The sequence below is a fragment of the Mediterraneibacter sp. HA8405 genome (assembly GCF_056148955.1).
On sequence record NZ_CM148758.1, the window covers coordinates 131,339 to 155,422 of the forward strand.

Annotated in this window: 28 protein-coding genes and 1 pseudogene; 3 read left to right on the forward strand and 26 right to left on the reverse strand. The window is 43.0% G+C overall.

Going from position 1 to position 24,084, the window contains the following annotated elements:
* Positions 1–147 precede the first annotated feature (147 nt).
* The 15 genes from AC0QUU_RS00600 to AC0QUU_RS00670 form a co-directional block, all read right to left on the reverse strand.
* Complete coding sequence (locus tag AC0QUU_RS00600) at positions 148–1,206, reverse strand: LacI family DNA-binding transcriptional regulator (RefSeq protein ID WP_474543906.1); 1,059 nt, start codon at positions 1,204–1,206, stop codon at positions 148–150.
* A 245-nt stretch (positions 1,207–1,451) separates the two neighbouring features.
* Positions 1,452–1,667, reverse strand: a complete 216-nt coding sequence (locus AC0QUU_RS00605) for a helix-turn-helix domain-containing protein (RefSeq protein WP_474543907.1) — start codon at positions 1,665–1,667, stop codon at positions 1,452–1,454.
* Positions 1,668–1,679: 12 nt separating this feature from the next.
* Positions 1,680–2,132 (reverse strand): DUF2975 domain-containing protein, encoded by a 453-nt coding sequence (locus AC0QUU_RS00610; RefSeq protein ID WP_474543909.1) that lies wholly within the window; start codon positions 2,130–2,132, stop codon positions 1,680–1,682.
* 190 nt (positions 2,133–2,322) lie between these two features.
* The gene (locus AC0QUU_RS00615) at positions 2,323–3,351 is read right to left on the reverse strand and encodes a 3-deoxy-7-phosphoheptulonate synthase (RefSeq protein ID WP_474543911.1); all 1,029 of its coding nucleotides are present in this window, start codon (positions 3,349–3,351) and stop codon (positions 2,323–2,325) included.
* 257 nt (positions 3,352–3,608) lie between these two features.
* The gene (locus AC0QUU_RS00620) at positions 3,609–4,511 is read right to left on the reverse strand and encodes a DMT family transporter (RefSeq protein ID WP_474545495.1); all 903 of its coding nucleotides are present in this window, start codon (positions 4,509–4,511) and stop codon (positions 3,609–3,611) included.
* 71 nt (positions 4,512–4,582) lie between these two features.
* Positions 4,583–5,119: a hypothetical protein gene (locus AC0QUU_RS00625; RefSeq protein WP_474543913.1), complete on the reverse strand. Its 537-nt coding sequence runs from the start codon at positions 5,117–5,119 to the stop codon at positions 4,583–4,585.
* Between the two features lie 250 nt (positions 5,120–5,369).
* Positions 5,370–5,927: an ankyrin repeat domain-containing protein gene (locus tag AC0QUU_RS00630; RefSeq protein WP_474543915.1), complete on the reverse strand. Its 558-nt coding sequence runs from the start codon at positions 5,925–5,927 to the stop codon at positions 5,370–5,372.
* Positions 5,928–5,965: 38 nt separating this feature from the next.
* Positions 5,966–6,592, reverse strand: a complete 627-nt coding sequence (locus tag AC0QUU_RS00635) for a hypothetical protein (protein ID WP_474543917.1) — start codon at positions 6,590–6,592, stop codon at positions 5,966–5,968.
* Complete coding sequence (locus AC0QUU_RS00640; RefSeq protein WP_474543919.1) at positions 6,546–6,743, reverse strand: hypothetical protein; 198 nt, start codon at positions 6,741–6,743, stop codon at positions 6,546–6,548. The genes AC0QUU_RS00635 and AC0QUU_RS00640 overlap by 47 nt, the downstream gene beginning before the upstream one ends.
* Before the next feature lie 92 nt (positions 6,744–6,835).
* Positions 6,836–7,312, reverse strand: coding sequence for a hypothetical protein (locus tag AC0QUU_RS00645; RefSeq protein WP_474543921.1), 477 nt, complete (start codon positions 7,310–7,312; stop codon positions 6,836–6,838).
* The gene (locus AC0QUU_RS00650; RefSeq protein WP_474543923.1) at positions 7,302–8,450 is read right to left on the reverse strand and encodes a DUF5104 domain-containing protein; all 1,149 of its coding nucleotides are present in this window, start codon (positions 8,448–8,450) and stop codon (positions 7,302–7,304) included. The genes AC0QUU_RS00645 and AC0QUU_RS00650 overlap by 11 nt, the downstream gene beginning before the upstream one ends.
* A gap of 18 nt (positions 8,451–8,468) precedes the next feature.
* Positions 8,469–9,764, reverse strand: a complete 1,296-nt coding sequence (locus AC0QUU_RS00655) for a hypothetical protein (RefSeq protein WP_474543925.1) — start codon at positions 9,762–9,764, stop codon at positions 8,469–8,471.
* 433 nt (positions 9,765–10,197) lie between these two features.
* Positions 10,198–10,563, reverse strand: coding sequence for a TIGR04076 family protein (locus AC0QUU_RS00660; RefSeq protein ID WP_474543927.1), 366 nt, complete (start codon positions 10,561–10,563; stop codon positions 10,198–10,200).
* Positions 10,499–11,329, reverse strand: coding sequence for a Cna B-type domain-containing protein (locus AC0QUU_RS00665; RefSeq protein WP_474543928.1), 831 nt, complete (start codon positions 11,327–11,329; stop codon positions 10,499–10,501). Before AC0QUU_RS00665 ends, AC0QUU_RS00660 begins: the two co-directional genes overlap by 65 nt.
* Positions 11,330–11,405: 76 nt before the next feature.
* Entirely contained in the window at positions 11,406–12,017 is a 612-nt protein-coding gene (locus AC0QUU_RS00670; protein ID WP_474543930.1) for a hypothetical protein, read from the reverse strand.
* 123 nt (positions 12,018–12,140) lie between these two features.
* Here AC0QUU_RS00670 and AC0QUU_RS00675 point away from each other — a divergent pair, with 123 nt between their 5' ends.
* The gene (locus tag AC0QUU_RS00675) at positions 12,141–12,404 is read left to right on the forward strand and encodes a type II toxin-antitoxin system prevent-host-death family antitoxin (RefSeq protein ID WP_205129996.1); all 264 of its coding nucleotides are present in this window, start codon (positions 12,141–12,143) and stop codon (positions 12,402–12,404) included.
* Positions 12,401–12,727, forward strand: a complete 327-nt coding sequence (locus AC0QUU_RS00680) for a type II toxin-antitoxin system RelE/ParE family toxin (protein ID WP_474543933.1) — start codon at positions 12,401–12,403, stop codon at positions 12,725–12,727. The genes AC0QUU_RS00675 and AC0QUU_RS00680 overlap by 4 nt, the downstream gene beginning before the upstream one ends.
* 34 nt (positions 12,728–12,761) lie before the next feature.
* Here the strand turns inward: AC0QUU_RS00680 and AC0QUU_RS00685 are convergent, their stop codons facing one another.
* Positions 12,762–12,935 (reverse strand): topoisomerase C-terminal repeat-containing protein, encoded by a 174-nt coding sequence (locus tag AC0QUU_RS00685; RefSeq protein ID WP_474545603.1) that lies wholly within the window; start codon positions 12,933–12,935, stop codon positions 12,762–12,764.
* Between the two features lie 2 nt (positions 12,936–12,937).
* Here AC0QUU_RS00685 and AC0QUU_RS00690 point away from each other — a divergent pair.
* Positions 12,938–13,759 (forward strand): annotated as a pseudogene (locus AC0QUU_RS00690) (DNA polymerase); the annotation flags it as partial.
* A 54-nt stretch (positions 13,760–13,813) separates the two neighbouring features.
* Here the strand turns inward: AC0QUU_RS00690 and AC0QUU_RS00695 are convergent.
* The 10 genes from AC0QUU_RS00695 to AC0QUU_RS00740 all read right to left on the reverse strand — a co-directional run bounded on the left by AC0QUU_RS00695 (position 13,814) and on the right by AC0QUU_RS00740 (position 24,024).
* Positions 13,814–17,506 carry an ATP-dependent DNA helicase gene (locus AC0QUU_RS00695; protein ID WP_289543484.1) on the reverse strand — a complete coding sequence of 1,231 codons (3,693 nt, stop codon included), beginning with the start codon at positions 17,504–17,506 and terminating at the stop codon, positions 13,814–13,816.
* A gap of 21 nt (positions 17,507–17,527) precedes the next feature.
* Entirely contained in the window at positions 17,528–18,859 is a 1,332-nt protein-coding gene (locus AC0QUU_RS00700) for a restriction endonuclease (protein WP_474543935.1), read from the reverse strand.
* Positions 18,860–18,895: 36 nt separating this feature from the next.
* Positions 18,896–19,465 (reverse strand): hypothetical protein, encoded by a 570-nt coding sequence (locus tag AC0QUU_RS00705; RefSeq protein WP_474543937.1) that lies wholly within the window; start codon positions 19,463–19,465, stop codon positions 18,896–18,898.
* The gene (locus tag AC0QUU_RS00710; RefSeq protein WP_474543939.1) at positions 19,407–19,952 is read right to left on the reverse strand and encodes a hypothetical protein; all 546 of its coding nucleotides are present in this window, start codon (positions 19,950–19,952) and stop codon (positions 19,407–19,409) included. The genes AC0QUU_RS00705 and AC0QUU_RS00710 overlap by 59 nt, the downstream gene beginning before the upstream one ends.
* 138 nt (positions 19,953–20,090) lie before the next feature.
* Positions 20,091–20,297 (reverse strand): hypothetical protein, encoded by a 207-nt coding sequence (locus AC0QUU_RS00715; protein ID WP_474543941.1) that lies wholly within the window; start codon positions 20,295–20,297, stop codon positions 20,091–20,093.
* Positions 20,298–20,607: 310 nt separating this feature from the next.
* Positions 20,608–20,757, reverse strand: a complete 150-nt coding sequence (locus tag AC0QUU_RS00720) for a hypothetical protein (RefSeq protein WP_474543943.1) — start codon at positions 20,755–20,757, stop codon at positions 20,608–20,610.
* 29 nt (positions 20,758–20,786) lie between these two features.
* The gene (locus tag AC0QUU_RS00725; protein ID WP_474543945.1) at positions 20,787–21,152 is read right to left on the reverse strand and encodes a hypothetical protein; all 366 of its coding nucleotides are present in this window, start codon (positions 21,150–21,152) and stop codon (positions 20,787–20,789) included.
* An 839-nt stretch (positions 21,153–21,991) separates the two neighbouring features.
* Entirely contained in the window at positions 21,992–22,918 is a 927-nt protein-coding gene (locus AC0QUU_RS00730; RefSeq protein WP_474543947.1) for a hypothetical protein, read from the reverse strand.
* Positions 22,919–22,939: 21 nt separating this feature from the next.
* Entirely contained in the window at positions 22,940–23,575 is a 636-nt protein-coding gene (locus tag AC0QUU_RS00735; RefSeq protein ID WP_474543949.1) for a hypothetical protein, read from the reverse strand.
* Between the two features lie 119 nt (positions 23,576–23,694).
* Entirely contained in the window at positions 23,695–24,024 is a 330-nt protein-coding gene (locus tag AC0QUU_RS00740; RefSeq protein ID WP_474543951.1) for a DUF6664 family protein, read from the reverse strand.
* Positions 24,025–24,084 lie beyond the last annotated feature (60 nt).

A 24,084-nucleotide genomic window follows, 5' to 3' on the forward strand; every position in this document is an offset into this window, starting at 1 on the left:
CCTTTATCCATATATTTTTTATGCATTCTGTCACATTTTGAATACTCAACCGCTTCTATCAGCGCCATTCAAACGATTAAGTATAAAAAAATCTCAATGAAGGTCATGCTGATCCTTCATTGAGATTTTCTAGTTCTGCAGCTGAAACTATTTTTGCGCCTGAGGACATTGATTTACCGAGTCTCTTATTACCAGTTCGCAGGGCAGCAAAACAGCTCCGCCCTTATTCTGCGGATGAACCCGGTGCGTTTTAATCTGTCCCAGAACAAGTTCCGCGCTTTTTCTTCCTATAGCCCCCAGCGGAGGAGCCACGCTGGACAGAGCGGGCATAAGTCCGTTGCACATTTCCAGATTGTCAAATCCCGTCAGAGCAATATCTCTGCCGGGAATGACTCCTTTTTCATAGAATCGTCGGTAAATGCCGGACGCCATCATATCATTAAAAGCAAATACAGCGGTCACGCCTGCTTCCAGAAAACGATCTGCATGCTGATAACCGCTTTCCTGTTCCCATGAGCCATATAGAATAATGTCCTTTTCATACGTCAGCCCGTGATGCTCCAGCGCTTTCTGGCAGCCCTGAAGTCTGAGCCTTGTATTTCTGCTGGTTTCCGGTCCGGCAGCGACACCGATCCGGGTATGTCCTTTTGAAATCAAATATTCGGTCATCCGGTACGCGGCATCTTCATCATCTGACATTACCGATGCATACAGCGGATCATTGGAGAAACAATAGGCGTATACAAAGGGAATGCTCAAAAGCGCCGGTTTATAGTCAATTCTGCGGCAGTGGTATCCGATGTAAATGATTCCTTCCACCTGTTTTGCCGTCATGCCGCGAACTGCCTTATCAAATAGTTCCCTGTGTTCGGGAGTATCCGCAAAATCATTTTTATATTTTTTATACAGCCTCAGATTCGAAAGGATGATTTCGTATCCATTCTCCTCACAGAAAGACTCTATTCCGTCCACAATTTCCGGCGTATTAAAAACCGTCAGGTCTTCTGTAATTACACCAATACTGTCCGTCTTTTGTTTTTTCAGATTTTTCGCAAATGCGTTCGGCTGATAATGAAGACTTTGCGCCAGTTCCAGGATTTCTCTGGTTTTGGCCGGCCCTGCCGCACCCGGCTTTCTGTTAAGTACATTTGATACTGTAGCCGTTGAGACACCGGCAAGTCTGGCTATATCCTTTGCTGTTGCCATGTTTATTCTCCTTCTCGTTCCCTGTCCGTGAATTCTATCATTTCTGTATAATACAAACTATACCTTATCCATTAACAAAAAGCAAATTCTGTTAATATTATTTTGATTTTCCTTGTTTTCAGCATATCAGCCATGTACTTAATCGTTTAATCTGGTTATCTGATCGAAAATAATGTTTAAAATTTCCAGTGTCTTAAAACTATCTTTTCTATCCGCATCCACACTTTGCATATTCTGAAATACTATCAATTTTCATCATCTTCAATGTATTCGAGTATATCTCCCGGCTGGCAGTCCAGCACACGGCATATGGCATCCAGCGTGGTAAATCTTACAGCCTTCGCCTTATTATTTTTCAAAATAGACAGGTTCGCCATAGTAATGTCTATTTTATTTGCCAGCTCTGTTACACTCATTTTCCTCTTTGCCATCATAACATCCAGATTTACTACAATTGCCATCTCTTCTCCCCCCTATATTGTCAGATCATTCTCTTTCTTGCAGCGAACCGCCTCTGCAAAAACAAGTCCCAGTACATGACTGAATATCCCTGCAATAAAAAAAGTAAGAATGATAATAAATGCGGCCGGGGTGGGAAGTACGAACATCTTCACAAGAAATATCCCCGCAATAAGAAGCGAAGCCTTTCCCATCGTTTTAAGACTTTTTATATTGCTGTCAACAAAACAGTCTTTCCCGGCAACCGTCCGCATCATATTTTTCAGCTGATATACAATCGTCAGGCCGCACAAACCGGACAGCAGCAATATAACAAGCATAAAAACATAATACTCCGCAGCCTCCTTAAACAAATATCTCCCAATAAGTTTTAACGTGTACGGCAGAGAAATTACAACAATAATACCGCTGTAAAACATAAAAATTAACAGATATTTTGTAAATACGACTAACCTGTTCTGATTCATAATGCCATCTCCTTCCAAATTCTGTATCTGACTGCATTATATGCGCCACATTATTATTTGTAAATAATTTATTTATTGTTTTTCGATATGCAGTAATTTTCGAACCAGCCAGCAAAAAAAGCCGGTATAATATGTTCCTGTCTGCCTGACAGGGGACATATCATACCGGCCGGCTTATTTACCCCGCTTTTTAACACATCTCTGCAATCTCATACAGCAATCTTTCTGAAGCTTCCCATCCAAGACACGGATCGGTAATGGATTTACCGTAGATATGTTCGGACACATCCTGGCGTCCCGGTTCAATATAACTTTCAATCATCACTCCCTTAACCAGACTGCGGATCTCAGATGAGAGCTTGCGGTTATGAAGCACTTCCTTTACAATACGCACCTGTTCCTCATACTGCTTATTGGAATTGGAGTGATTGGAATCAACGAGAACCGCCTGATTCTGAAGGCCCATTTTCTCATACATTTCCAGCAGGCACTTAATGTCTTCATAGTGATAGTTCGGCTGGCTGACGCCGCGCTTATTTACTCCGCCCCGCAGAATCGCATGGGCAAGCGGATTGCCGGAAGTCTCCACTTCGCAGCCTGCATAGGCATAATGCTGGGGATGCTGTGCCGCATAGATGGAGTTCAGCATAACGGAGAAGTCGCCGCTGGTAGGATTCTTCATTCCTGTAGGCACATCAAAACCGCTGGCTGTCTGACGGTGGTGCTGATCCTCAACGGAACGTGCTCCGATAGCCACATAAGAGAGCAGATCCTCCACATACCCCCAGTTTTCAGGATACAGCATTTCATCTGCTGCCGGAAGACCGAACTCCTCAATAGAGCGCATCTGCAGACGGCGGATGGCAATCAGTCCCGCCACCAGGTCCGGACGCTCCTCCGGGTTCGGCTGGAACGCGATTCCCTTGTATCCGTCTCCATTGGTACGGGGCTTGTAAGTGTAAATACGGGGCACGATCTCGATCCGGTCCTTAACCTTCTCTGACACACGGCTCAGACGGCTGATATAGTCGCAGACAGCATCTTCATTATCCGCCGAGCAGGGTCCGATAACCACGAGAAACTTATCTGATTTTCCTGTAAAAATATCACGCAGCGCCTGATCTTTCCGGCGCTTGATCTCTTTGCCGCGCTCCGATAACGGATACTGCTCACGGATCTCGGCCGGCGTCGGCAGTTTCTTTAAATATGAAAAACTCATTGCAAAACAATCCTTTCTGTTCCCACCGGGGGAAAATATGTATTCCCGAAGCCGCCTGTCTCCGCGGAAACAGACGGCACAAGCTCTGTATATATCCGGATCTCCCGTGCACATACAGATGGATCCTTCTAAATCTAAAACCCAGAAAATAATATATCCTGTCACGGCCGTATGTCAACTGATTCTGCAGTACCTTTGATGAAAAATTTGTAAAATTGAAGAGTTTTATCAATATTTTCCCTGAATTTTACACAATCTCATACGGTTTTCCTGACCTTCTTAAACATTCTGCCTTCCGAAAGCAGCAGTCCTGACAGAGTAAGAATCGTTCCGGCACCGGTCATCCAGGTAAACGGCTCATGTAGAATCAGCACAGAAGCAGCTACTGTAATTACGGGAACCAGATAAATATAAACACTTGTCCGGACTGCGCCAAGCAGCTTTACTGAAAAATTCCACGTAACAAAACAAAGCGCGCAGGCTCCCAGTCCCAGGAAGAGAAAATTCAGCAGATAAACCGGATTTCCAAGCCGGGTCAGATCCGGACTGAAATCAAACAGGAACAGCGCCGGTATCATAAACAGAATTCCATAGAAAAAAATCCGTCTGGTTGTCAGAATGGTATTGTAGCCAAAACCGCTGATCTTCCTTGTCAGAATTGAATAACATGCCCATAAAAACGCAGCCAGAAGAGACAGCAGATCGCCTGCGGGATTCAGCTGTAAAGCCGCTCCGCTAAAACTGATCAGCCCGATCCCGGCCATGGCAACTGCAAACCCGACAAAAAAATTCGCCCGCAGTTTTCCCTCCTGTTTCAGAAACACATGGGATAAAATCCCGGTAAAAAACGGGGCCACTGATATAATCACCCCTACATTGGAAGCCATTGTATAAGTCAGGGCAATATTTTCCAGCAGATAATAAAGGCACACTCCGCTTAACCCTGCAGATGCAAAGGCAAGTTCCTGCCTGAGCGTGGTTCCCTTCATCCGTCGGGGGCAGGCTGCCGCCAGAGCAGCCAGCCCTATAACAAAACGGAAAAACAGAATTTCCACCGGCTGAAAATCTCTCAGCAGCACTTTTGTAGATATAAATGTAGTTCCCCAGATAAAAATTGTAAGCAGGGCCGCCAAGTGCCCCGCTGCTTTATTCTGCTTCATATTGTCCATTTCCTCTGTAATCTTCGATTCTTTTATCACCAAACGCTTCCGCCGTATTTCCGAATAATTCCTCAGACCGGCAGAAGCTTCACAGCCCGCTTCGTATTCGGGTAATATTCAATTAATACACTTCCGGCTGTCTCCAGTCTTTCATAATCCTGCCCCGATATCTCCACCCGGATCTTTTCCCCCTGTGAATTTATGCCCAGCAGATAATAATGATGTGAGAAAATGCCGGTATGCGCCTGCGTCCCGCTCAGCTGTATGTCTGTCAATGTAGCTGTCTGCGGGCCGGCCGCAAGATCAGACACTATGTCTTTCGAAAACCAGAGTGCAGCAGCCATACATACAATAACGACCGCCGCCCCCACAGCTTTCCCTGAAAAGGACAGAGCGGTTCTGTTCCTTAAAATCCTCATGATCACAAAGATACACGCAATCCATATGACCGCGGCATTGCAGAGTTCATCCAGAAGGACAAGATTCCCTGTCTCTGGCAGCAGCAGACCGGCCGCTATGACTGCCAGCACAAGAATACAGAGAATGATCTCATATTTTTTTATTTTTCTTTCCGATCTGACCATGATGATATCATCCTTTCCCTGCATACTTTTATCTAAACAGTCGGATATTCCGGCTATACTTCATTAAAAGTAATCTCTGGTGATCCTGATATTAAAGCAGTTAAATTCCCTTTCAAAACAAATTATATAAGACTTAGGTATATACCGGAAGACAAGTTTAAACCAGCCATGATGCTCCGGAGCTGAATTTTCCTCAGACAATACCACACTGCTTTTAAATATATGAAATATCTCCTCTTTTACGAATGCCAGCGCATCTGATCCTGTTAAGTACTTACCTGACTTCATATAAAGTTCCTGACCCTCCCTGTCCTTCCATCAGACTTATAATACCATTTCTCCATGAATATTCCTTTGCATAATCAAGGCACGTTTTGCCAAAGTTATCTTTTTCACAGATATTTGAACCGTGATCTATCAAATATTGATATACCGGCATGGCCGCCTCTGTCGGCAGCTTTACAACAGTAATCGCATATTTAAGCGGGATCGCGCCATATTTATCTTTTCCGTTTATGTCCACTCCCGCCTCAACCAGAAGCTGAGTTGCTTTTAACATATACTGCGGCTCGGGTCTCATTACAGAGAAATAAAATATATGCAGCGCATTTCTTTGATCTTTTGGACTTTTAAAGTTAACATCCGCTCCCTCAGATATTAAAAATTGAATCATCTTTATTTTTTCATTTGTATTATGGTCATTGACAAACGCCAATTGAAGCAGACTCAATCCTGCATATTTATTGAACAGATTAGGATCTCCTGTATAAAACTTCAAAAAATCCGAATAAGTTCCATCTCTTACCGCATCAAAAATATCTGTAATCCTCATAAACCACCCTCCTCAAATCACTCAACCGCCACCCCTTTTCAAATATGACGGCATTTTCTCAATACACTTCTGCCGCAGTTCTCCCGCCTTTGTCCTGTCTGCCGGTTCCGGAAAAATGCGACTGCGGGACCGGAAGTATGCATTAAGTTCCCGGATTTGCCGGGCACTGACCTGAACTCCAGATCAATTTTCACCACATCCCCGGTTGCATAAAGAAAAACCACCGGTGTCGTGTCCCGGTTCATTATGTTGAAAGTTACTTTGGCTCCTCCCAGAATCGCGAGTTCTTTCGGAATATATCTTCCATTGATCCGGAGCCAGTGCTCACTTTCAGCAAAATCTGTCCACCGCAGTGATTCTGACTTTAACTCAGTGATCGTCTCAAAATTTTCGTTTTCGAGCAGTTCCTCCTGCTCTTCTTTTGTAAGCCGCCTGTTCAGAGCGGGCAGACTCTGGTATGTTGTTCTGTAATATCTGAGCAGGCGCGGCAGCGTCAGGACTGCGCCCGCCAATGCAAGAACACACGCCGCCAGCGATGGAATATTATCCGGGCAAGACAGTGTTCCGGCACAGCCAGCAATCGCCATCACTCCCCATACACAAAGTGCAAGAAATTTTTTAATGGGATATTCTCTCCGCCACTCTGTTTTTCTCAGCTGTTTCATTATTTCCCTCTGACAACTTCGCAATTTTATCTATCTCAAAGAGTATAGGACTTTGATAATCCGTCGTTTCGTCAGCAAAACACCGCGCTATGCTGTTCCAGTGAATATCAGGAAGTTCATTGACATTATCGCAGGATATAATCTGTAACATAACATCATATATTTTTTTGATTATTCCCGAATACTGTAACTGCGTATTATAATCCAAACGAAGCATCTGTATAATTTTTTCACAATGCCGCTTTATCTCTTCCATGTGCTTTGGAGAACCTCGTCTAACCACTTCATAAAAATTTCGCTTGAATCTGTCCCTGTCTTTGCGGAACAGATACTTTCATATTTATATTTCGTGTCTATTTTACCACATTTACAGTCATAGATCATTTTTAATTCTGTGGGGACAGGTTTTCCATAGTGTATGCATATTTGTTTTATCTTCTCCAGATCCGATTCACCAAGATCCAGAAAATTCCATATCGAGTCTGTATCGGCAGCTATATTATTTGTTGTTTTAATCTGACCGTCAATCTTGAAAAATGCATTGAAAGAAATACTGCTTTCTTCGATAGAGCCATAGGCATAAACCTTATCAGCTCTATTACCCGCAAATTCGACACATAGCGAAATAATCTGTGACTGCGCATCCATAAATTCATCTTCAAATTCTCTATCCATGGCGTCCTCCTTTGAAACAAGACTCATTTTTTCTCTAACTTCCACTGTATTCTCCTGACAACAGCATTTCTCTCACTTCATCGTACTCGTCCGGCAGCACCTGCGACAGTAAGCCGGACGCTTTTACACGGAACACAGTCCCGTCCTCATATTCCACTGCCAACACCATGTACTGGGGATCTGTGATCTCCTCTTCATCTGTTCCGGATTCCCAGCTGAAAACTCCGTACTTATCCAGCGCCTCCACCATTTGCTGTCCGTCCGCATAATATCCGGCCTGTGTCTGGTAGAGATCATCAAAGAGATATGCATCCGACGTTTGATACCGTTTTCTATCCGGCAGATCGTAATATACACATTCCGTACCTGTATTCTTGTTTTCCATAAAAGCAATGGCATATACATTCTCTGTAAAATCAAACGTACGGTTTTCTATGTCGTCTTCAATGAGATAACTCACATCGATCAGCCCGTCTTTGCGGTCCGGTTCGTATTCTTCCAGAAGTAAAGGTATGTTGAGCGTATCCACATCTTCCTCCGTGATGGCAAAATCTTCAATAAACTGTTCAAGGTCGGCTCCGCGGTACTGTTCTTTTGTAAGTCCTGCCGCCCGGATCAGTTCTTCCGGAGTGATCAGCCTCTGTTCTGAGAACCTTTCTTCCTTGTCTTCTGTCACATAGATTCCCGGTTTCTGATCCAGACTCCAAAGAAACCAATCCTTGTTAAAAGTTTCTTCTGTAGTGATCTCTATTGCAGTAAGCCCTGCTTTATCCGGTTCTTCTCTGTGAAAAGGAATATAAATATATGCTATTTTATATTGTGCTTCATCTGTAATAACTGAATACTGCCCTCTCAATTCCCGCCAGATTGTTTTTCCGTGTTCACTTTTTTCATGAGAACTTGCATTTCCTTTCCAGCTTTTACATTGGCCTTGAAAAAACTCTATGAAGTCTTCTGCCTGTTCAGTTAAATTTAACGTACTGTCCTTAGCATATTGTGAAAATAATTCGGTCAGTGCTTTTACATCTTCCTTTTCTGCGCAATCGATAATGTTTTCTATCATTTCATCCGCTAATTCTTCATCGGAGCGATATTCATTGGATGATCCTCTCCTGAAAACGATGCATCCGCTCAGGCTGCATACAAGGGCGCAGCATACTGTAAGCAATAAAATCTTCCTCATGATATTTCTTCCTCTCAGTTAATACACTGTCACTTTCCCGCTTCCGGAGATCGCGCACTCCGCCTCTCCTGTATAAATATCTTCCCGGAGCTTATCCTCATAATTGGATCTGTCGATCTGCTGCCATCCTTCAGACTCTGCCATACGCAGGTAAATCCCCGCCGGCACGCCCTGACAGTTCTCTGTGAGCCAGTCCGGCACAGCCTCCAGAAATGTCTCATACTGTCCTGAACACAGGGCGTCATCCATAAAAATATACGTTGCGGCGGATACCTCGTTCAGAACCGGTTCTGCATCTGCCGCACTGCTGCCGCCATTCTTTATTTCCGTGTAAATCTTTATTCCTTCGGCAGGCAGATACTGCTCCGCGAATGCGCGTACCTGCTCTTCATACACAGGACGCATCAGAATTGCTCCGTAATCATCTTCATACCGGTACAGCCCATTTTCATATGTACGGTACACCGTCACAATATCCGATTCATCCCCCTGTTCGGGATATACCTTCAAATGCTCCTGTTCGATCGCATCTCCCGGCGCATAAGATACATAATGGAATTTCTGCTGATATTTTTCTTCCAGCCATGTCAGCATATCCTCAATTGACGTAACTGCACTCTTCTGTGTGTCGGTCAGAGCACTGTCCTCTCCCGGAAGGCCTGTTTCCCGCATAATTTTCTTCTGCAGCTCATCCTCTCCTGTACTGACATAGCTTTTTTCCCACTCATCCGGTCCGAAATTAATCGCCTCATCAGGCAGCGTTCCCTCTACGACCGTTGCGCCGGTATGGCAGTTTACAATTTCAGCATGGATATGCCAGTCCGGATTTCCTGTCTCCATAATGCCTTTCAAAGCATAGCTTGTGGTAAGCGACAGCAGAACTTTTGCCTGCAGGATGCCGTCTATGTTTTCGTCGTACCTGTACACCACTCTGCTGTAATCTTCGTCCAATTCACAGGAATACGAAGGATCAGCTTCCACCATATCATCCATTACTTCCCTGATATTGTCTTCATGCATCTGTATCAGCGTTTCTTTCTGCTCCGTCGTCACTTCGATTATCATATCATCCCCATCCTGTCTGACGCTGGTGCAGTAGTCGCTGAATGCTTCTATATTATCCTGCAGATCCGAACTGGAAAACTTAATCAGCGAAGCCGGTATGGTTATTTCCTCCGTCTTTTCATCCGCAGCATCCTTCCGGTCTCCACTATTGCCTCCGTGATTTTTTTCCGGTATTGCTCCGCATGCGCTGCAGACAGATATTACAGCTGCTGCCATTCCTGCAAGCACCGGTCTGTAAAACCTTTTCATAACTAAAGTCCCTCCTCAAAGATGCCGGTATTCGGCTTATCTCTTCCGTGTCCCGTCCGGCTTATATCCCCCTGTTTCAACAGCCTCTTTTTGAATCAAGTATAACAAGAAAAGGCTGTAACTTCAACGAATCTCAGAACTTATCAAACTCTTCCCGGCTGCTGCCCTCTTATATTTATTTTACGCCATCCTTTGCCCGCCAAAAAAGGTCAATCCGCACAATGGCTGATTGACCTTTTCTGCTGAATCGAGTCTCTTATTTTGCCCGGCTTCGGATTAACTACTTTGACTGGAAGTATGGCACAGCAAAAGAAGAATAAAATGAAGTTTGATGCCACAGCTCAGAAAATATAAAACCCGCTGCAGCTTCCATCCTGCATTGGATGAAAACTACAGCGGGTCTGAGTGAATTGTTCTCGTTTATGTAAGCATCTCACTCGCAGTCAATTCTCTCAATCTTAAAAATAACCGGTCTTGTACCGTCATTGCAGCAGGCGATCATTGTGTTTTCTTCCTTCATCCAGCCTCGCATGATGGAACCGCCCTGTAAGCCTGTGTAGATATATCTTGCGACAGCGTCCCATGCTTCTGCGCAGAACGGAACACCCTTTGTTCCGCAATGCGCAGTACCCGGCGACTGCAGGCAGCCCTCGTCCGGCTGGCCGGATTTTACAAGCGTTCCTTCGCCGCAATGCCAGAAGTCATCCTGCTCGTCGTTCCTGCAAAAAATAAATTCATCTCCAATATAGTAGCACGGACATTTTCCGCTGTCCGGAACGGCGCAATACTGCTGCTGCAATTACAAGGTTATCCTGATAAACCGAACCACTATATCGACAGGGCGCAATCCTTAATTTCGGATAACTCCATTCACTCATCACAGGCAATGAAATACCTAAAGCTGGTATTTCTAACGTACCTATATATGCATTCCCCTCTGGTGTTTCATATTCTGTCACATGCCATCTTGCATCTGATTCTAACCCTTCCCAACTATAACTCCAGTTATTTTCCGCATTCAGAATCACCGTATCATATACTTCCTCATTTTTTAAAAGCTGAATGGTGATTTTTTCCGGTCTCTGTACACCCGCCTCGTCATTTTCCCATAGTTTCAATACTTTTCTGGTAACAGTATTTTCCTGCACATTGCTGTTTTCATATTTGCAAAACATCTCTGCATCATACAGCCATTGGCCATTGTTCTGATCGACGGTTGGTAGACTTACAAGAAAAGGCTCTGGTGTATAAATATTTCGTCCTTGCCGGACAGAATCGCCCGTCACTAAATATAACCCCGTTGGAATCTGCTCAAATACTGCTTCTCCCATTTTCCCGGTTCTCTTTACTTGGAATGCTTTAATTCCATCACGGGCAATATAAGCCTCCAGAGTCTGTGCCAGGGCTCGCCATTTGGAGCTGTCTAAATTTCCCAAGGAAATCGGATAATCCAAAAAATCTCCGGATAAAGTAAAGTTTCCTTCTTCAGACACATCAGCGATACGGTAAATGCAGAACTCTACATCTGCAAATCCATTTCCGTCCGCTTCAAAGTAGACTTTCACAGATGCTTCACGGCTTATATCGACTTTTTCCTGCGCGAAAACGGATGAAGAAAACAAAGCAGCATCGTAATCACTACTAATATACCATACAAATACTTCCTCTTTTTTCGCATAAGATTATCACCTCTTTCCCTTTTTCTTTTTTCTCCTGTCTTTCATGAACATGCCAACAAATAAAAGGAGTACAAAAACCGCTGCAACTACAGGTGCCACTAGAATCCTGAAACATATCGCCATTAAAAATGTCCTCTGCAACCTGCCGCAGCGCAGAGGGCAGGTCTGGAGCATCCTCCCCGTTTAACCCGTAAGTATCTGTCAGATGGTTCAGAAGCATTTCCCGCTGATCTTCTTTCAGCCGCCACAGATATGGTGTCCTTCCTCCCCTCACTGGATGGGTGTCCGATACGTCAAACACATACCGCAGCACTCGCCTCGGCCCGGTATCGTCAATCAGGGCAATCCCTTTCGCTCCCCGGTTCACCCACCGCCGCATCTTCTCATTCCACACTTCCAGCTCCGCACAGGCCGTAGCGTCCGGGCGCTGTGCATGGATCAGAAGTGTATCAGCGAAAGGATAGCGGTAGAGCCTGGAAGCAGTATCCAGATACAGCATCCAGTCCCATGGGGAACCGCTGACTTCCTTTGCCGTTTCCCTTGCCAGGAAACGGATGTCATTCATTTTCGCCATATAAATCCTCCTGTAAATAAAAGTTCTGTGTGCTTCTCTCTGCATAAAATCCCGGATATTTTTCTTTTCCCATTTACAATATAAAGAAATTCCGTTATAATTTCTTTATAAGGAGGTGCTTTTATGCCAAATATCCGTTCAAGCGCAGACCTGCGCAACAGCTATAACGAAATTTCCACTTTCTGCCATGAATATGCGGAACCTGTTTTCATTACCAAAAACGGCAAGGGCGATCTTGCTGTTATGAGCATTGAGGCATATGAACAGCTCGCAGGCCGCTGTGAGTTATACGGGCTTCTCCAGGAAGGCATGGATGACCTTTCTTCCGGAAAAACCCGGCCATTTTCTGAAGCCATGGCAGAGATAAGGAGCCGCCGTCGGCGATGAACTATCATCTGCATATCACAAGCGTTGCACAGAGGGATATTTCCCAGGCTGCCGATTATATTGAGTTTGTCCTGAAAAATCCCAAAGCCGCTGACGATCTCCTTGAGGAAACGGATCAGAAGATCAATGCCTTGCTGCCGTTTTCCCAGGAACATCCTATTGTAGAGGATAAGCTGCTGGCTGCCTGGGGCATCCGCTTCACACAGATCAAAAACTATCTTGCTTTTTATGTGGTAGAAGAAAACCAGGTGACAGTAATCCGTTTCCTATATGCCAAAAGCGACTGGATCTCCATCTTAAAGGTAGGCTTTCCTCTCGTTTAAACCTGACCTTCCCGTAGCCTTTGCGGGAAGGTTTTTATTTTTTCTTCTTCGGGAACTCCAGACGGAAAGCAGCCTTGCCATCTGCCGCCTCCAGCATAAGATACGCCGCAAACGTGCGTCCCTTTTTTTGCGAATACAGATCCGGCACATATGTCCGCCCGTCTTTTAAAAGCTCTGCCGCCATCTTTTTGTCGATCATTTTCTTCATCCCGGACAGCTTTCGTGCCCCGTCCAGGATATAAGTTCATCGTCAGCGACTTCTCCGCCATCGAAGCCAGAGTGCTGGCCTACCTTGCCGGTGAAACCTGGCGTTCCAAGGTCTTTGCAGAAGGAAAAGATATCTACTGTGCCTCTGCCAGTCAAATGTTTGGTGTTCCGGTTGAAAAGCATGGGATCAACGGTCATCTCCGTCAGAAGGGTAAAATCGCAGAATTGGCTCTCGGATACGGTGGCAGCGTTGGTGCCCTGAAATCAATGGGAGCCTTGGAAATGGGGCTGACCGAAGAAGAGCTCCAGCCGCTGGTCAACTCCTGGCGAAACTCCAATCCAATGATCACGGCTTTCTGGTGGGACATCGACCGTGCCGTCAAAACCGCCATCACGCAGCGCATCCAGACGGAAGTACGTGGGATCCGCTTCTTTTATAAAAGCGGCATGCTCTTCATCAAGTTTCCGTCAGGCCGCCTGCTGTCCTACGTGAAACCCCGTATCGGAGAAAACCAGTATGGCGGCGAATTCGTCACCTATGAGGGAGTTGGATCCACAAAGAAGTGGGAACGTATCGAATCCTATGGTCCGAAGTTTGTGGAGAATATCGTCCAGGCCATCAGCCGCGACATCCTTTGCTACGCTATGAAAACTCTCCGGCACTGCTTCATCGTCGGTCATGTTCATGATGAGCTGATCATCGAATGTAGTCCTGACGTTGACCTGAGTGTGATTTGCAAGCAGATGGGCAGATCTCCGGACTGGATGCCGGACATCCTTCTCCGCGCCGACGGCTACGAAACCAATTTTTACAAAAAAGACTGAAAAAAATAGCGGCTTACCGGAACTTCTGGTAAGCCGCCATTTCTAAAACTGTCCTTACTTAAAAAGGTCATCTATTATCTTCTGTACTTCTTCCGAATCTATGCTTCCGTTCTTGTCTTCGGTAACAATTAGATTTTTCCCTTCTTCAATACCGTTCTTTTTATACAAAGCCTTTTTATCAAGCCATCTCTTCTTGTACTTTGGATCATCCATCATACCACAATGTTCCCAGTACCAGGTAATACCTAAATCCGCATCCTCGATCATGAAGTCAGGCTTTTTTACATGCCCTTCAACTTCAAAATCAGGTTCATATACATAGGGAATATCATTATAGAATAAGGCATTGGCAATAATTACCTCGGATTTACTCCTTACCATTTCACCTCTTGCAGTCCTATGGATAAGTTTGTCTTCATAAAATGCTCCGTCATTCTCAACTATTTGAGGCTTATAATCCGGAAAAACATCTGCAAACAAATCCGTAAACCGCTTTACAATATCAGAGTGCGATACATAAGAGTACTTCATCAGCTCAATTGGATCCTTATTATACAGAATATAAATCTTATTCTTCTGCCTTGTTAGTGCTGTATATAACATTTCCCTTGAAAGGATCCGGCAAGGTTCAGCAATTACAAGTATAACTGTATCAAATTGGCTTCCCTGAGATTTATGAACAGTAAGGGCATATGCCAATTCAAGGATGATATCCGAATCTTCCCCGAATTCGTTTGCTGTATAAGAATAACTGTAATCTGTTTGCGATGAGAATTCTACATTCAAAAAATCATGCTGCTTTCCAAACGCCCCGCAAGCAATTCCAATCTCACCGTTAGCAATATAATTTCTGCCACCATCTGGCCATGCTGGTCTTCTGTGATTGACAATATTGATTACCTTATCACCATAGATTATTCCTTCTGGTCCAAAAGGTTTAGCAATCTTTTTATACCTATCGCGCTTGGCTAATGCAGTTAATTCCTCTCTGTAACGCATATGAACAAGATGGTTGATATTCATCACCCCCTGAGCATCATTTCTCACAGGAGCAAGCATCTGCCATTTTTCAGCGTTTTTAGCTATACCACGATTAAAATATGTACCATTTTTCGTGACCACGCCACCAAGAGAAATATCAAATGAATCCTGTTCATCGAATCCGTCAGCAGCAACAACCTCATTTAATACGCTGAAGATTTCGCTCTCCAGTTCTTCTCTGGTCTCCCACTTTTTGAATGCTATATTCTGCTGCTTTCCAAGTTTAATCTCACTAATAATATTTTCATCAGATGGGTTTTCGGTACTTGTATATAACCTTGATAACTCAACGTCCATTCGTTCTGTATCTGATTGCTGTCTTCTGTTTACTGTTAGTTCTCCATAACAGTTGCACACCTTCGGAAATACTCCAGGATGAAGCTCCATACGTAAAAGTTCCACCAGATCCACAAATGGCCTGCCCGCTCCAATGGGTGGAAGCTGATTAGGATCTCCAACAAAAATGATTCTCTCGGCTCCGGTCAACGCACTCATCAAGGCGCCAAACATTTCTTCAGTGAGCATGGAAGACTCATCAATGATCACAGTTTTGGGAATTGTTGTTTTTACTGCTTTGCAAGTTCTATATCGCATGCTGCTCCAGTCGAAACCTCCGTTTCGAGCCAAAAATTGAGCAACATTCATAGAATCAAATTCATCTGCCAAGTTGCCCATGCTTTCCATTAGGCGAACTGTAGCTTTTCCTGTGGGAGCAAGCAGTAATGCCCCACCAGCTCTTATCGAGTCCTCCGTACATAAAGAAGCTAGAACAGTCGTCTTTCCTGTCCCTGCATCTCCGATAAGCACCGATATTCTTGATTCAGCCAATACTTTTAAAACCGCTGCCTTCTCTGTTCGTGCTCTTTCCTCATCCTCTGTAAGCTTTGAATCAGAAAATCCTTGACTCTTAAGGAATTTATCAAGAATAGATCTCCAATCTGCATTGACGCTTATTTTAGGAGCCCTAAGCCTCCTACTAATACGCTTTTCTATAATTTGATCAAATTCATTCATTCTGACCATCTTATAGTATTCAGTTCCGTCCTTCATTTCACGGCGTATTAGTTCGGAACGAAGAAGAGGATCAATAGCGTCCATGATGTCACTCGTTACTGTACACTCCGGTTCCAGCACAAGTGCTTTAATCCTATCTATCAGCATTGTGCACGGCATAATAGTGTGACCTTCAAGTGCTGCCTTCTCCATCGTGTCAACGGCCATAGCACGCACTCTTCTCCAGTCATTATCTGAAGTTAGTGCAGAAGGTGCCTCTATCGGATATTTAGATATTATCTCTGGCACAGGAAATATAGCCCTGTCTACTCGCTTAACAGAGATAACCAAATCAGCATTCAGCAGCCGTGTTTTTTCGTAAATAATATATGGATTCTCTACAATTTCATTATCTGAGCAAATAATCCCCGCTTTTTCTCTTGCACTCAAATCAAACAAAGTTGAAGCCTGGAGCAAAGTCAAGGCAAACCTCGACAGAAGCTTAAAAAGACTCTTTCTGTCTGGCTTCATTTTCTTCCATGCAGCTTGAATAATAGGAGATATACCTTTGCTTAATGATTCATCCAAGTAATTATTGGGCTGATCAAAAATACTATCTATGTACTTCCAAAAATCGCCTTCATCTTCTTTATATTGGTTTCGGACTTCTTTAGCAATCACTACGCCCAAGGGCACACCCAGAGCGCAAAGCATTTCTCCTAATCCTGGGAAAGCACCTCTATCTTCCCAAACTTCAGCTAATCTTGCATTAAGCCATGCAAGCACATCAGCATAGCCGCCCAAACACTCATTGATTATTCGGAATGATTTGATGCAGCTTTGAATCACATCAATCATTGCATCATGTGTTATATGTTCTGTCGCAAAAGAGAATTCTTCAAAAGCATCATCCGGGTTAAACACGACGATTGATGAAAAATCAAAATCCTCATGTTCCTCTGCATATTCCAACATTCTTTGATATGGAATTATAAAGCCATCTTTATGATCATCCCTTATACTATGGCAGAGCATCGTTTCCCATGTCATTGAGCGAAGTTTTCCTTGCCCGTTATGGCGATGTTCAACAGCCGGAATTATGTTTGTAATATGCCCCATGCCCAAAACAACCCTTCTGCTGTCTTCGACAAAAGGAACCTGCTTAGCATAGATTACACACAATGATTTATCGCGTTCAACATCACGATAAAATTCATCAAAAATTGCTCTGTGATTATCTGCTTCCTGAACCCACCCCTCTTGATTGTTCTTCATCCACTCAAAAGTTGGCTCTATTGACGGATCATAATCTATTCCGTATATATCTTTTAGGCCAACCGTGTTTTTATTACCCGTGACGATTTCTTTTCTCATCCATCTGTATGGTCTTCCCGGAAGAGAAAACGGTGGATACACAACATCTGTTGGCATAAAATGGCCATGCGTGTTTGGATTATTCTTCTTATACGGATGTATCTGTTCTTTATGCAGCCCGACGGATGACATAAAAGCTGCTCCCTCGCTTATGCAAGGGAGTTGTTCTTCTGCTCCTGCCATACACTGACCGCAAATAGCACATTCTTTCACATCGTCCTTATTCTCAAATATGTTTTTAAGCCTTAAGCACGACGTGTTATATTCAGGTGATGTACATACCGTGCCATCCCAACCATGATCATGCCATGGTACACGAACTGATATATGCTGCGGCATAGCATCTACCTCCTTCAGTACTTATTTCATAACCTTCTCCATCAGCGACGTATAGCTGTCCACCACATCGTAGACAACATTGCCGTTGGAGATGGCCTTAAAGTGCTCTCGCGCACAATGGATCTTCGACTCTTCAATCAGCCTCAGCTGCATGGAATTCATAGATCCCTTTGTCTCTGCTACAAAGTAAATATGCTTCACGCTGCCTTCATAGAAAGCAATCGCCCAGTCCGGATTGTAATGTCCGACCGGCGTTGAAATATAGAACCCGTCAGGCAGCTTCACATATACTGCAACATCCGTGTTGGTATCCAGATCGGTAGCAAAATCACGCTCATTAGATGAATCATATACGATGTGATCATACAGATGCTTCTTGGCCTTCATCGCGTTGACACCCAGCTTGCCCTTGATTGTCGGATCCGTAAAGATATCCGTACCATACTGCTCATCCAGCACATCATAGGTAATATGCTCTATGATAGCAGTCGCTTTCTGATCATTGATCAGCTGTGCTGCCTTCGTGATAAATTCCTCCGGATTATCTTTGAACTGATTGAATACATACGGCTGGATCCCCTGCAGTATAGCTATAATCGCCTTACGTGTAAGCCCGGTCTCATCCACCAGTTTCCCAATCAGATCATATTTCACATTGGAGTTGGCTGCCACAGACACGCCATAGCTTCCGGACTCTTCCTTCACAAACGAAGCCCCGGCAATCAGGTCTTCCTTGGAATTGATGGAGTCCATCGCTCCTGTCTCTACTTTGAAATAGATCTTTGCGACACGCAGCTTAGAATCCAGCGATGCAATTGACTTTCGGATCAGCTCATTCGTATCGAAATCTACTACATAAACGGACTTGGCGTTAATCTTTGACCACAGAGCCTTAAATTCCTTGCTGTTCAGCTTTTCATCATCCACCTGAAGCTCAACATTATTGCTGCGGGCATTCTCAGGCTGCATTGCCTTACTGTCATAGATGGAATCGATGATCTCGATAACACCTGAAACGATATCTTTCGCTTCTTCTGCTATCTTGATTTCTCCGTTTGCCTTGTCTTCATAGTACTTATCAGTAAGCTCTCCCAGCTTATTGATATATCCATTTACAATCAGATCGAAATGGATAGCAGATGCCACGTCACTGGTAATCAGGAATTCATTGCCCTGATCATCCTTAACGAGCTTATCAACAAAGAGATCTCTGGTAACTGCCTTTGGTCTGTCCGCAACAGCCTCTGCCATTTCAGTCTGTAAGCCTTTCGCAAAGGAATCATAGCTCTCACTTGCGATTACCGTAAGTACATTCACATTATGAACGTCATTGCCCAGCGCATTGACATCCATACGCTCACCGTTCTATCACTCTCTTGACAAGAAAGGCTACGGAACGGTATTACCCTTTTCCCACAAAAGCCGCCTGATCTCACGACCATTACGGTATATCGGGAAATTAAACTCTATTGACTTCAAAGGCATTTCTGACTCCCCATTAGGGTATATCTGGATTTCTTTTATCAGATAAGTAATAATACTTTTCTTTTCCTCATCACTTATTCTATCATAGAGCTTTCCAAAGTTCAGCAGGATTTTGTAAATGTTATCAAGCGTAATTGCTTCCATTTCAATCGAACTTCTCCGTAATTTTGCATCCTCAATGCGTTCCTCCAGTTCTACAATAGTATCGTATAGACCATCAAGCCTTAATGTCATATCGTGAAGTTTTCTTTCCCGATAACGGGCGCCAACTGGCAAATTGTCAATTTCCCGTTCCAAACGAGCCTTATTCAAATCGACCTCTTTTAATTTGCTTTCGTAATTTTCAAGTTCCCTATCAATGGCGGTAGTATCTATTTGCATGCCAATTCGTTTTTCTATCTCTTTAGCAAAATATTTATCGCTTACCAATAACGACATTAAAGTCAAAAAGCAGAGGAATACTTTCTGACGCATAGGTGGACATTAACTCGTTAAAATATTTTCTTCCCTTATCGGTGATCGAGTAGACAGCTTTATCCGCAAATCTGTCTCCTTTTACAACATTGCTTTTCAAATATCCTTTTTCGCTTAACTGAAGAACTTTTGGATATTCCGCACCAAACCAACAGGCAGGAAACCTTGTCTTATACCTTTTGCTCGGCTCCCTGCCTTTGCACTTCCAAAAAGCACCTGGGATTTTATCGTGCAGTTCTGGTATCTGGATCTCTCCCTGACTGATTCCATTATGCAGGAATGTTACTCTGTTTTTGGCCCTGAGCCCCGTCTTCCTTCCTGCATGCTTCGCTCCTATCTGCTTGCTTTGAAACTGAAAGTAACTTCCATCACGGTCTGGTGCCGCATGCTCAGGGAAACCCCTCTTTATGCCATCCTCAGCGGTTTCCCTTTCGGGGATACTCCCGGTGTCGGGACTTTTTATGATTTCTTTTCCCGCATCTGGCAAGGCGGCTCCGACAATCTTTCCCCGAAAGACCGTTTCCCTAAAATGAAACCGCCCAAGGGGAAAAAGAAGGGAGATAAGACTCCCTGCAATTCTTCCAGTATCGCATCCAAACTTCTTCCTTTACTGGAACACTGGCCATTAAAACCGGAGAATCCTTTTTTTCTCATCTTTCGGCTTTATCAACAGCAGTTCCTGGATCGTTCGATCCAGAAAGGATTGATCCATCCAGACCATCTGGCTCTTGCCGGTGACGGCACCCCTGTCCGGACTGCTGCGCAGCAGCGGAAAAAACGGATCTGTGATTGTAAGAAAAACGGCTGTCCTTCCTGCAGCTGCAAACGCCATTACTCTCAGCCAGACTGCAACTGGGGATGGGACTCTCATCGGGAATGCTATTTTTTCGGTTACCACCTCTACATATCATTATTAGGATTCACCGCCTAACAATGATATCTTAAACGACTCCATAAGATTTTTCAAGGCATAGTACCCGCTATGTCCAATGTTTATGTCCATTTCTCGTAAATTTCTTTTCCTGCACGATATTCAGTTGTCAATTTTCGGTTGGAATCTTATTCATTGAGATTCCGAGAAGTTATTAGAAAAAGCCGAGGGATTTTCGCAGTGAAAACCTCTCGGCTATGTAATACTTTATTTAATTTTCCTTAGTTGCAATCTCTTTAAGCATTTCTTCAACAATATCGTCTTTATTACGATAATCCGTTTTTATTCTTATGGCTGTTGGAAAATTTTTATCAAGAAAACTCAGATTATCCTTTAGCCAATCTAAAGATAAATCTTTCATCCTGTCCGTATCATTTGCAATTCGTGACTTTATAGTTTTTCGTCTGCTGTAAGAATAAAGTGTTTAATACTCTGTCCTTCTTTTTCTAAGCTGTCGTAAAGATTAACTTTGCACTCTGTCATCGTCAAAGCCATATCAATAATCAGTGTTTTTTCTGCGCTTTTTTCTTCGATTAGCTCCTTAAATTCTCGTAAAAATCTTATATTATTTTGAGGTAATGTCCCGCCAATACAAGGGAAACGATGATTTGCTTCTGCTTCTGCCACTATTTTTTTTATTGTTGCATTACAATAGTAGGACTCCTTGAGCGTGTCACTGTTGACGTATTTCATCAACGACTGGACCCTGCCATATTTCTCTACGAGTCTGGCTATTTCTGCTTTCTCTTTTTCCATAGAATGTCTGCCTCCTGTGCTTTCTATGTTTTGTCAGCAAAAGCGACTTATTGTCCGCCCCTTCCCTCCAGAGTCATTACTTCCTTCACCGGTACTATGGGCGAATCCGACTCCTCGATGGTCTTCGTTCATACTCACCATTGCATTGGCCGATATTCCCTACTGGCTCATGTCCAGAACCATCCAGGCCTCCCAGGTACGCTGGATATAACAATATCAGGTATGCCGTGCTCTAAGACTCCGGTGTGTTTTCATAGTCTCGCTTTAACGACTATTCCTTATTGGTGACCCACGGAGGTAACAGACCACCCCACACAATCGATAATTCTGACGAAGCTCAATCACTTCACGCTTTCGCATTACGGCGTTCCTGTTCCCTGTCCTACGCTTAAACACCATCGTTAGCCTTTGGTGCTCCAAGGACTCGGTACTGGCGACTTGCTAGGTCTTACCAGACTGGGTTCCCACCAGTTATATATTCAGCGCCGAACTGGCGCACACCTCCACTAACACAATTATAGATAATAAAAAACACACTTTGAAACACAAAGTCATTGCGCAATTTACACCTTTTATCCTTAGTATTTCAAAATGTGTTTTCTTTTGTATGCAAATGAAGTATATAATAAGAAGCCCTCTCTTGTCAACAATATATCGCTATTCATCTCCGCAAAAAATCAACATCTTGTGGTCTTCACCTTTTTTTAAATATTCAACGCTATACAAATCACTCCACACACAGGGGCATCTGATTTTTTATGCAATCTTTTACCTCCCTCTAAATAGAAAAAGCCGAGGGATTTTTGAAGTGAAAGCCTCTCGGCTATGTAAAAATATTTTTATTTTAGTTTAGAAAGTGTTGATAATGCATTTATAACTCTTATGCAATTCAACTTATCTCCAATTAGACTTGTTCTTCCATGTACCAACCAATGTCTATTAGTTTTATCTGGCTCTGTTTGGGAAAAATCGCTTTTCTCAAATAATATTTGAGTATATTCATACATTGACTGCCAACATAAACTCTTTATTTTATTGCCATTATTACGCTCTTCAACTGCATGGAAATTGCAAATCCGCATAATTCTAACATCTTTTGGATTATCCCCAAAGGTCGAAATAAATCCTTCTAAAATAGTAGTTAATGTTGTCAAACAAGATGAATATAGTCCTTGTTTAAAAATAATATAGCATTCTTCAAAACGCTTTTTTTGTCCTACATTACTAATTGAATTATATATCGTGTGATATAAATTTTCTAATTCATCATCAGTATAAAATTCTGAGAAAAACTTATCAATCTTCTCTTGACTCGTGGCACAATCCTTCAATTCTTCCAGTCTTTCCACATCTATTGTAAGCGGGATAGTCCAACCTGCTTGTGCTATTTTTGAGACAGTATCTTTAAATTCATCTTCTATAATATCTGTTGCAGGAATGATCGGCTCTGACGGCTCACCTTCAATTTGATGAAACGGAAGGTCTTTATTATTCAAAACTAAATCTTGCATTTTCCGCATCATAGCAGCTTTTCTCTTTGCCTTTGGAAGTCTGTTTATTTTCATCAGTTCAATTTTTGCTGCAAGTTTAGTATATGAGTCATAGATTTTTAATACTTCATCTTCACATATACCAAAATATTCTGAGGCTTTTTGGAAAACTAATTTATCGTGCTTATGTGGATAATAGCCATTATCTTGTTTCTTCAACTGGATATATAGATTTTCACAAAATTCAAAAATTTCTCTATCCTTGAAAGTCGCCATTTTTCTCATCCTTTCTTGGCATCATCGTAATTTTATTTGCTTTTCTATCGCTTTTACCGCTTCTCGATTTTCAAGTACAGCATACGCAATTTTTAACTCCGTAAATGCTTTATATAATCTTTTCCTTTGTTCCGGCTCACTCATCCTTTCCTTTGCTTTTTCATAACTCCACTTAAATTGTTGAGATGCTTTCTGCATATCGCAAAAAAGTATTTGATATTGATACAATGAAAACAAAAAACTTTGATAATCCAAAACAAATTGTGCGAGAGCATCTGCAGCTTTCCCAGAAAAAGAAAATCTTATTTTTTCAGCAACATCTTTAATTGCCTCAAGCTGAATTAAAAAGTCTTTATGATATGGTTCTTCCAATGGATGAGAAATTACTGATGAAATCTTTTCTAAATATGTGTTATTTGTCATTTGGGCAAATACAAACTCAATTGCCAACATATCGTTTTTCTTATTCTCGTCCAAAATATTGCTATTTTTATCAAATAACTGCATCATTCCTTTTGCAATTAAATAGTATTCTATTCTCATATCAAATAAATGCTGCTTATTTCCTAATCTAATTTGGCGATTAGTCTGAAATAAAGCTATTACTGCCACAATCGCCGTAATGACAGAAAACCAAAAATTCCAATCTTTAAACATAATTATCCCCCTTTACTGATATAAAGATAGCATAAATCGGCTTATTTTTCTATCTCAATATCTATGTAAAAGGCGGCATCAGCACTCACGCCAACACCGCCTTTTTTTCGGTCACTCTGTTATAAAATCCCTGCCTTTTTCAAGTATCCAATACCGTCATAGCAGCCCCGGAAGTACACCGTCTGCATCTCCATATCCGTCAGCTCATTTTTCAGCTCCAACACTTCAATGAGAGCCTGACATTCTTCCTTTGTCAGATCCGACGCTTTTTCCGTATCAAAGACCGCAAGCACCCTCGGATACTGCTCGTAAATGGCTTGTATCTTATCCCAGATGGCACGGTAGTCTTCGTTATCCTTTGGCAGTTTTCCTATGACTGAGCTTAAATATTCTTCAAAGATATTGCTATGCACATCGACAAATGTTTCAAATCTGAAAGCATCCGACATCCTTTCCACCTCCGATTGTTCTTTCCGTCCTTATTATACTGCCCAGATTTTCACATGACA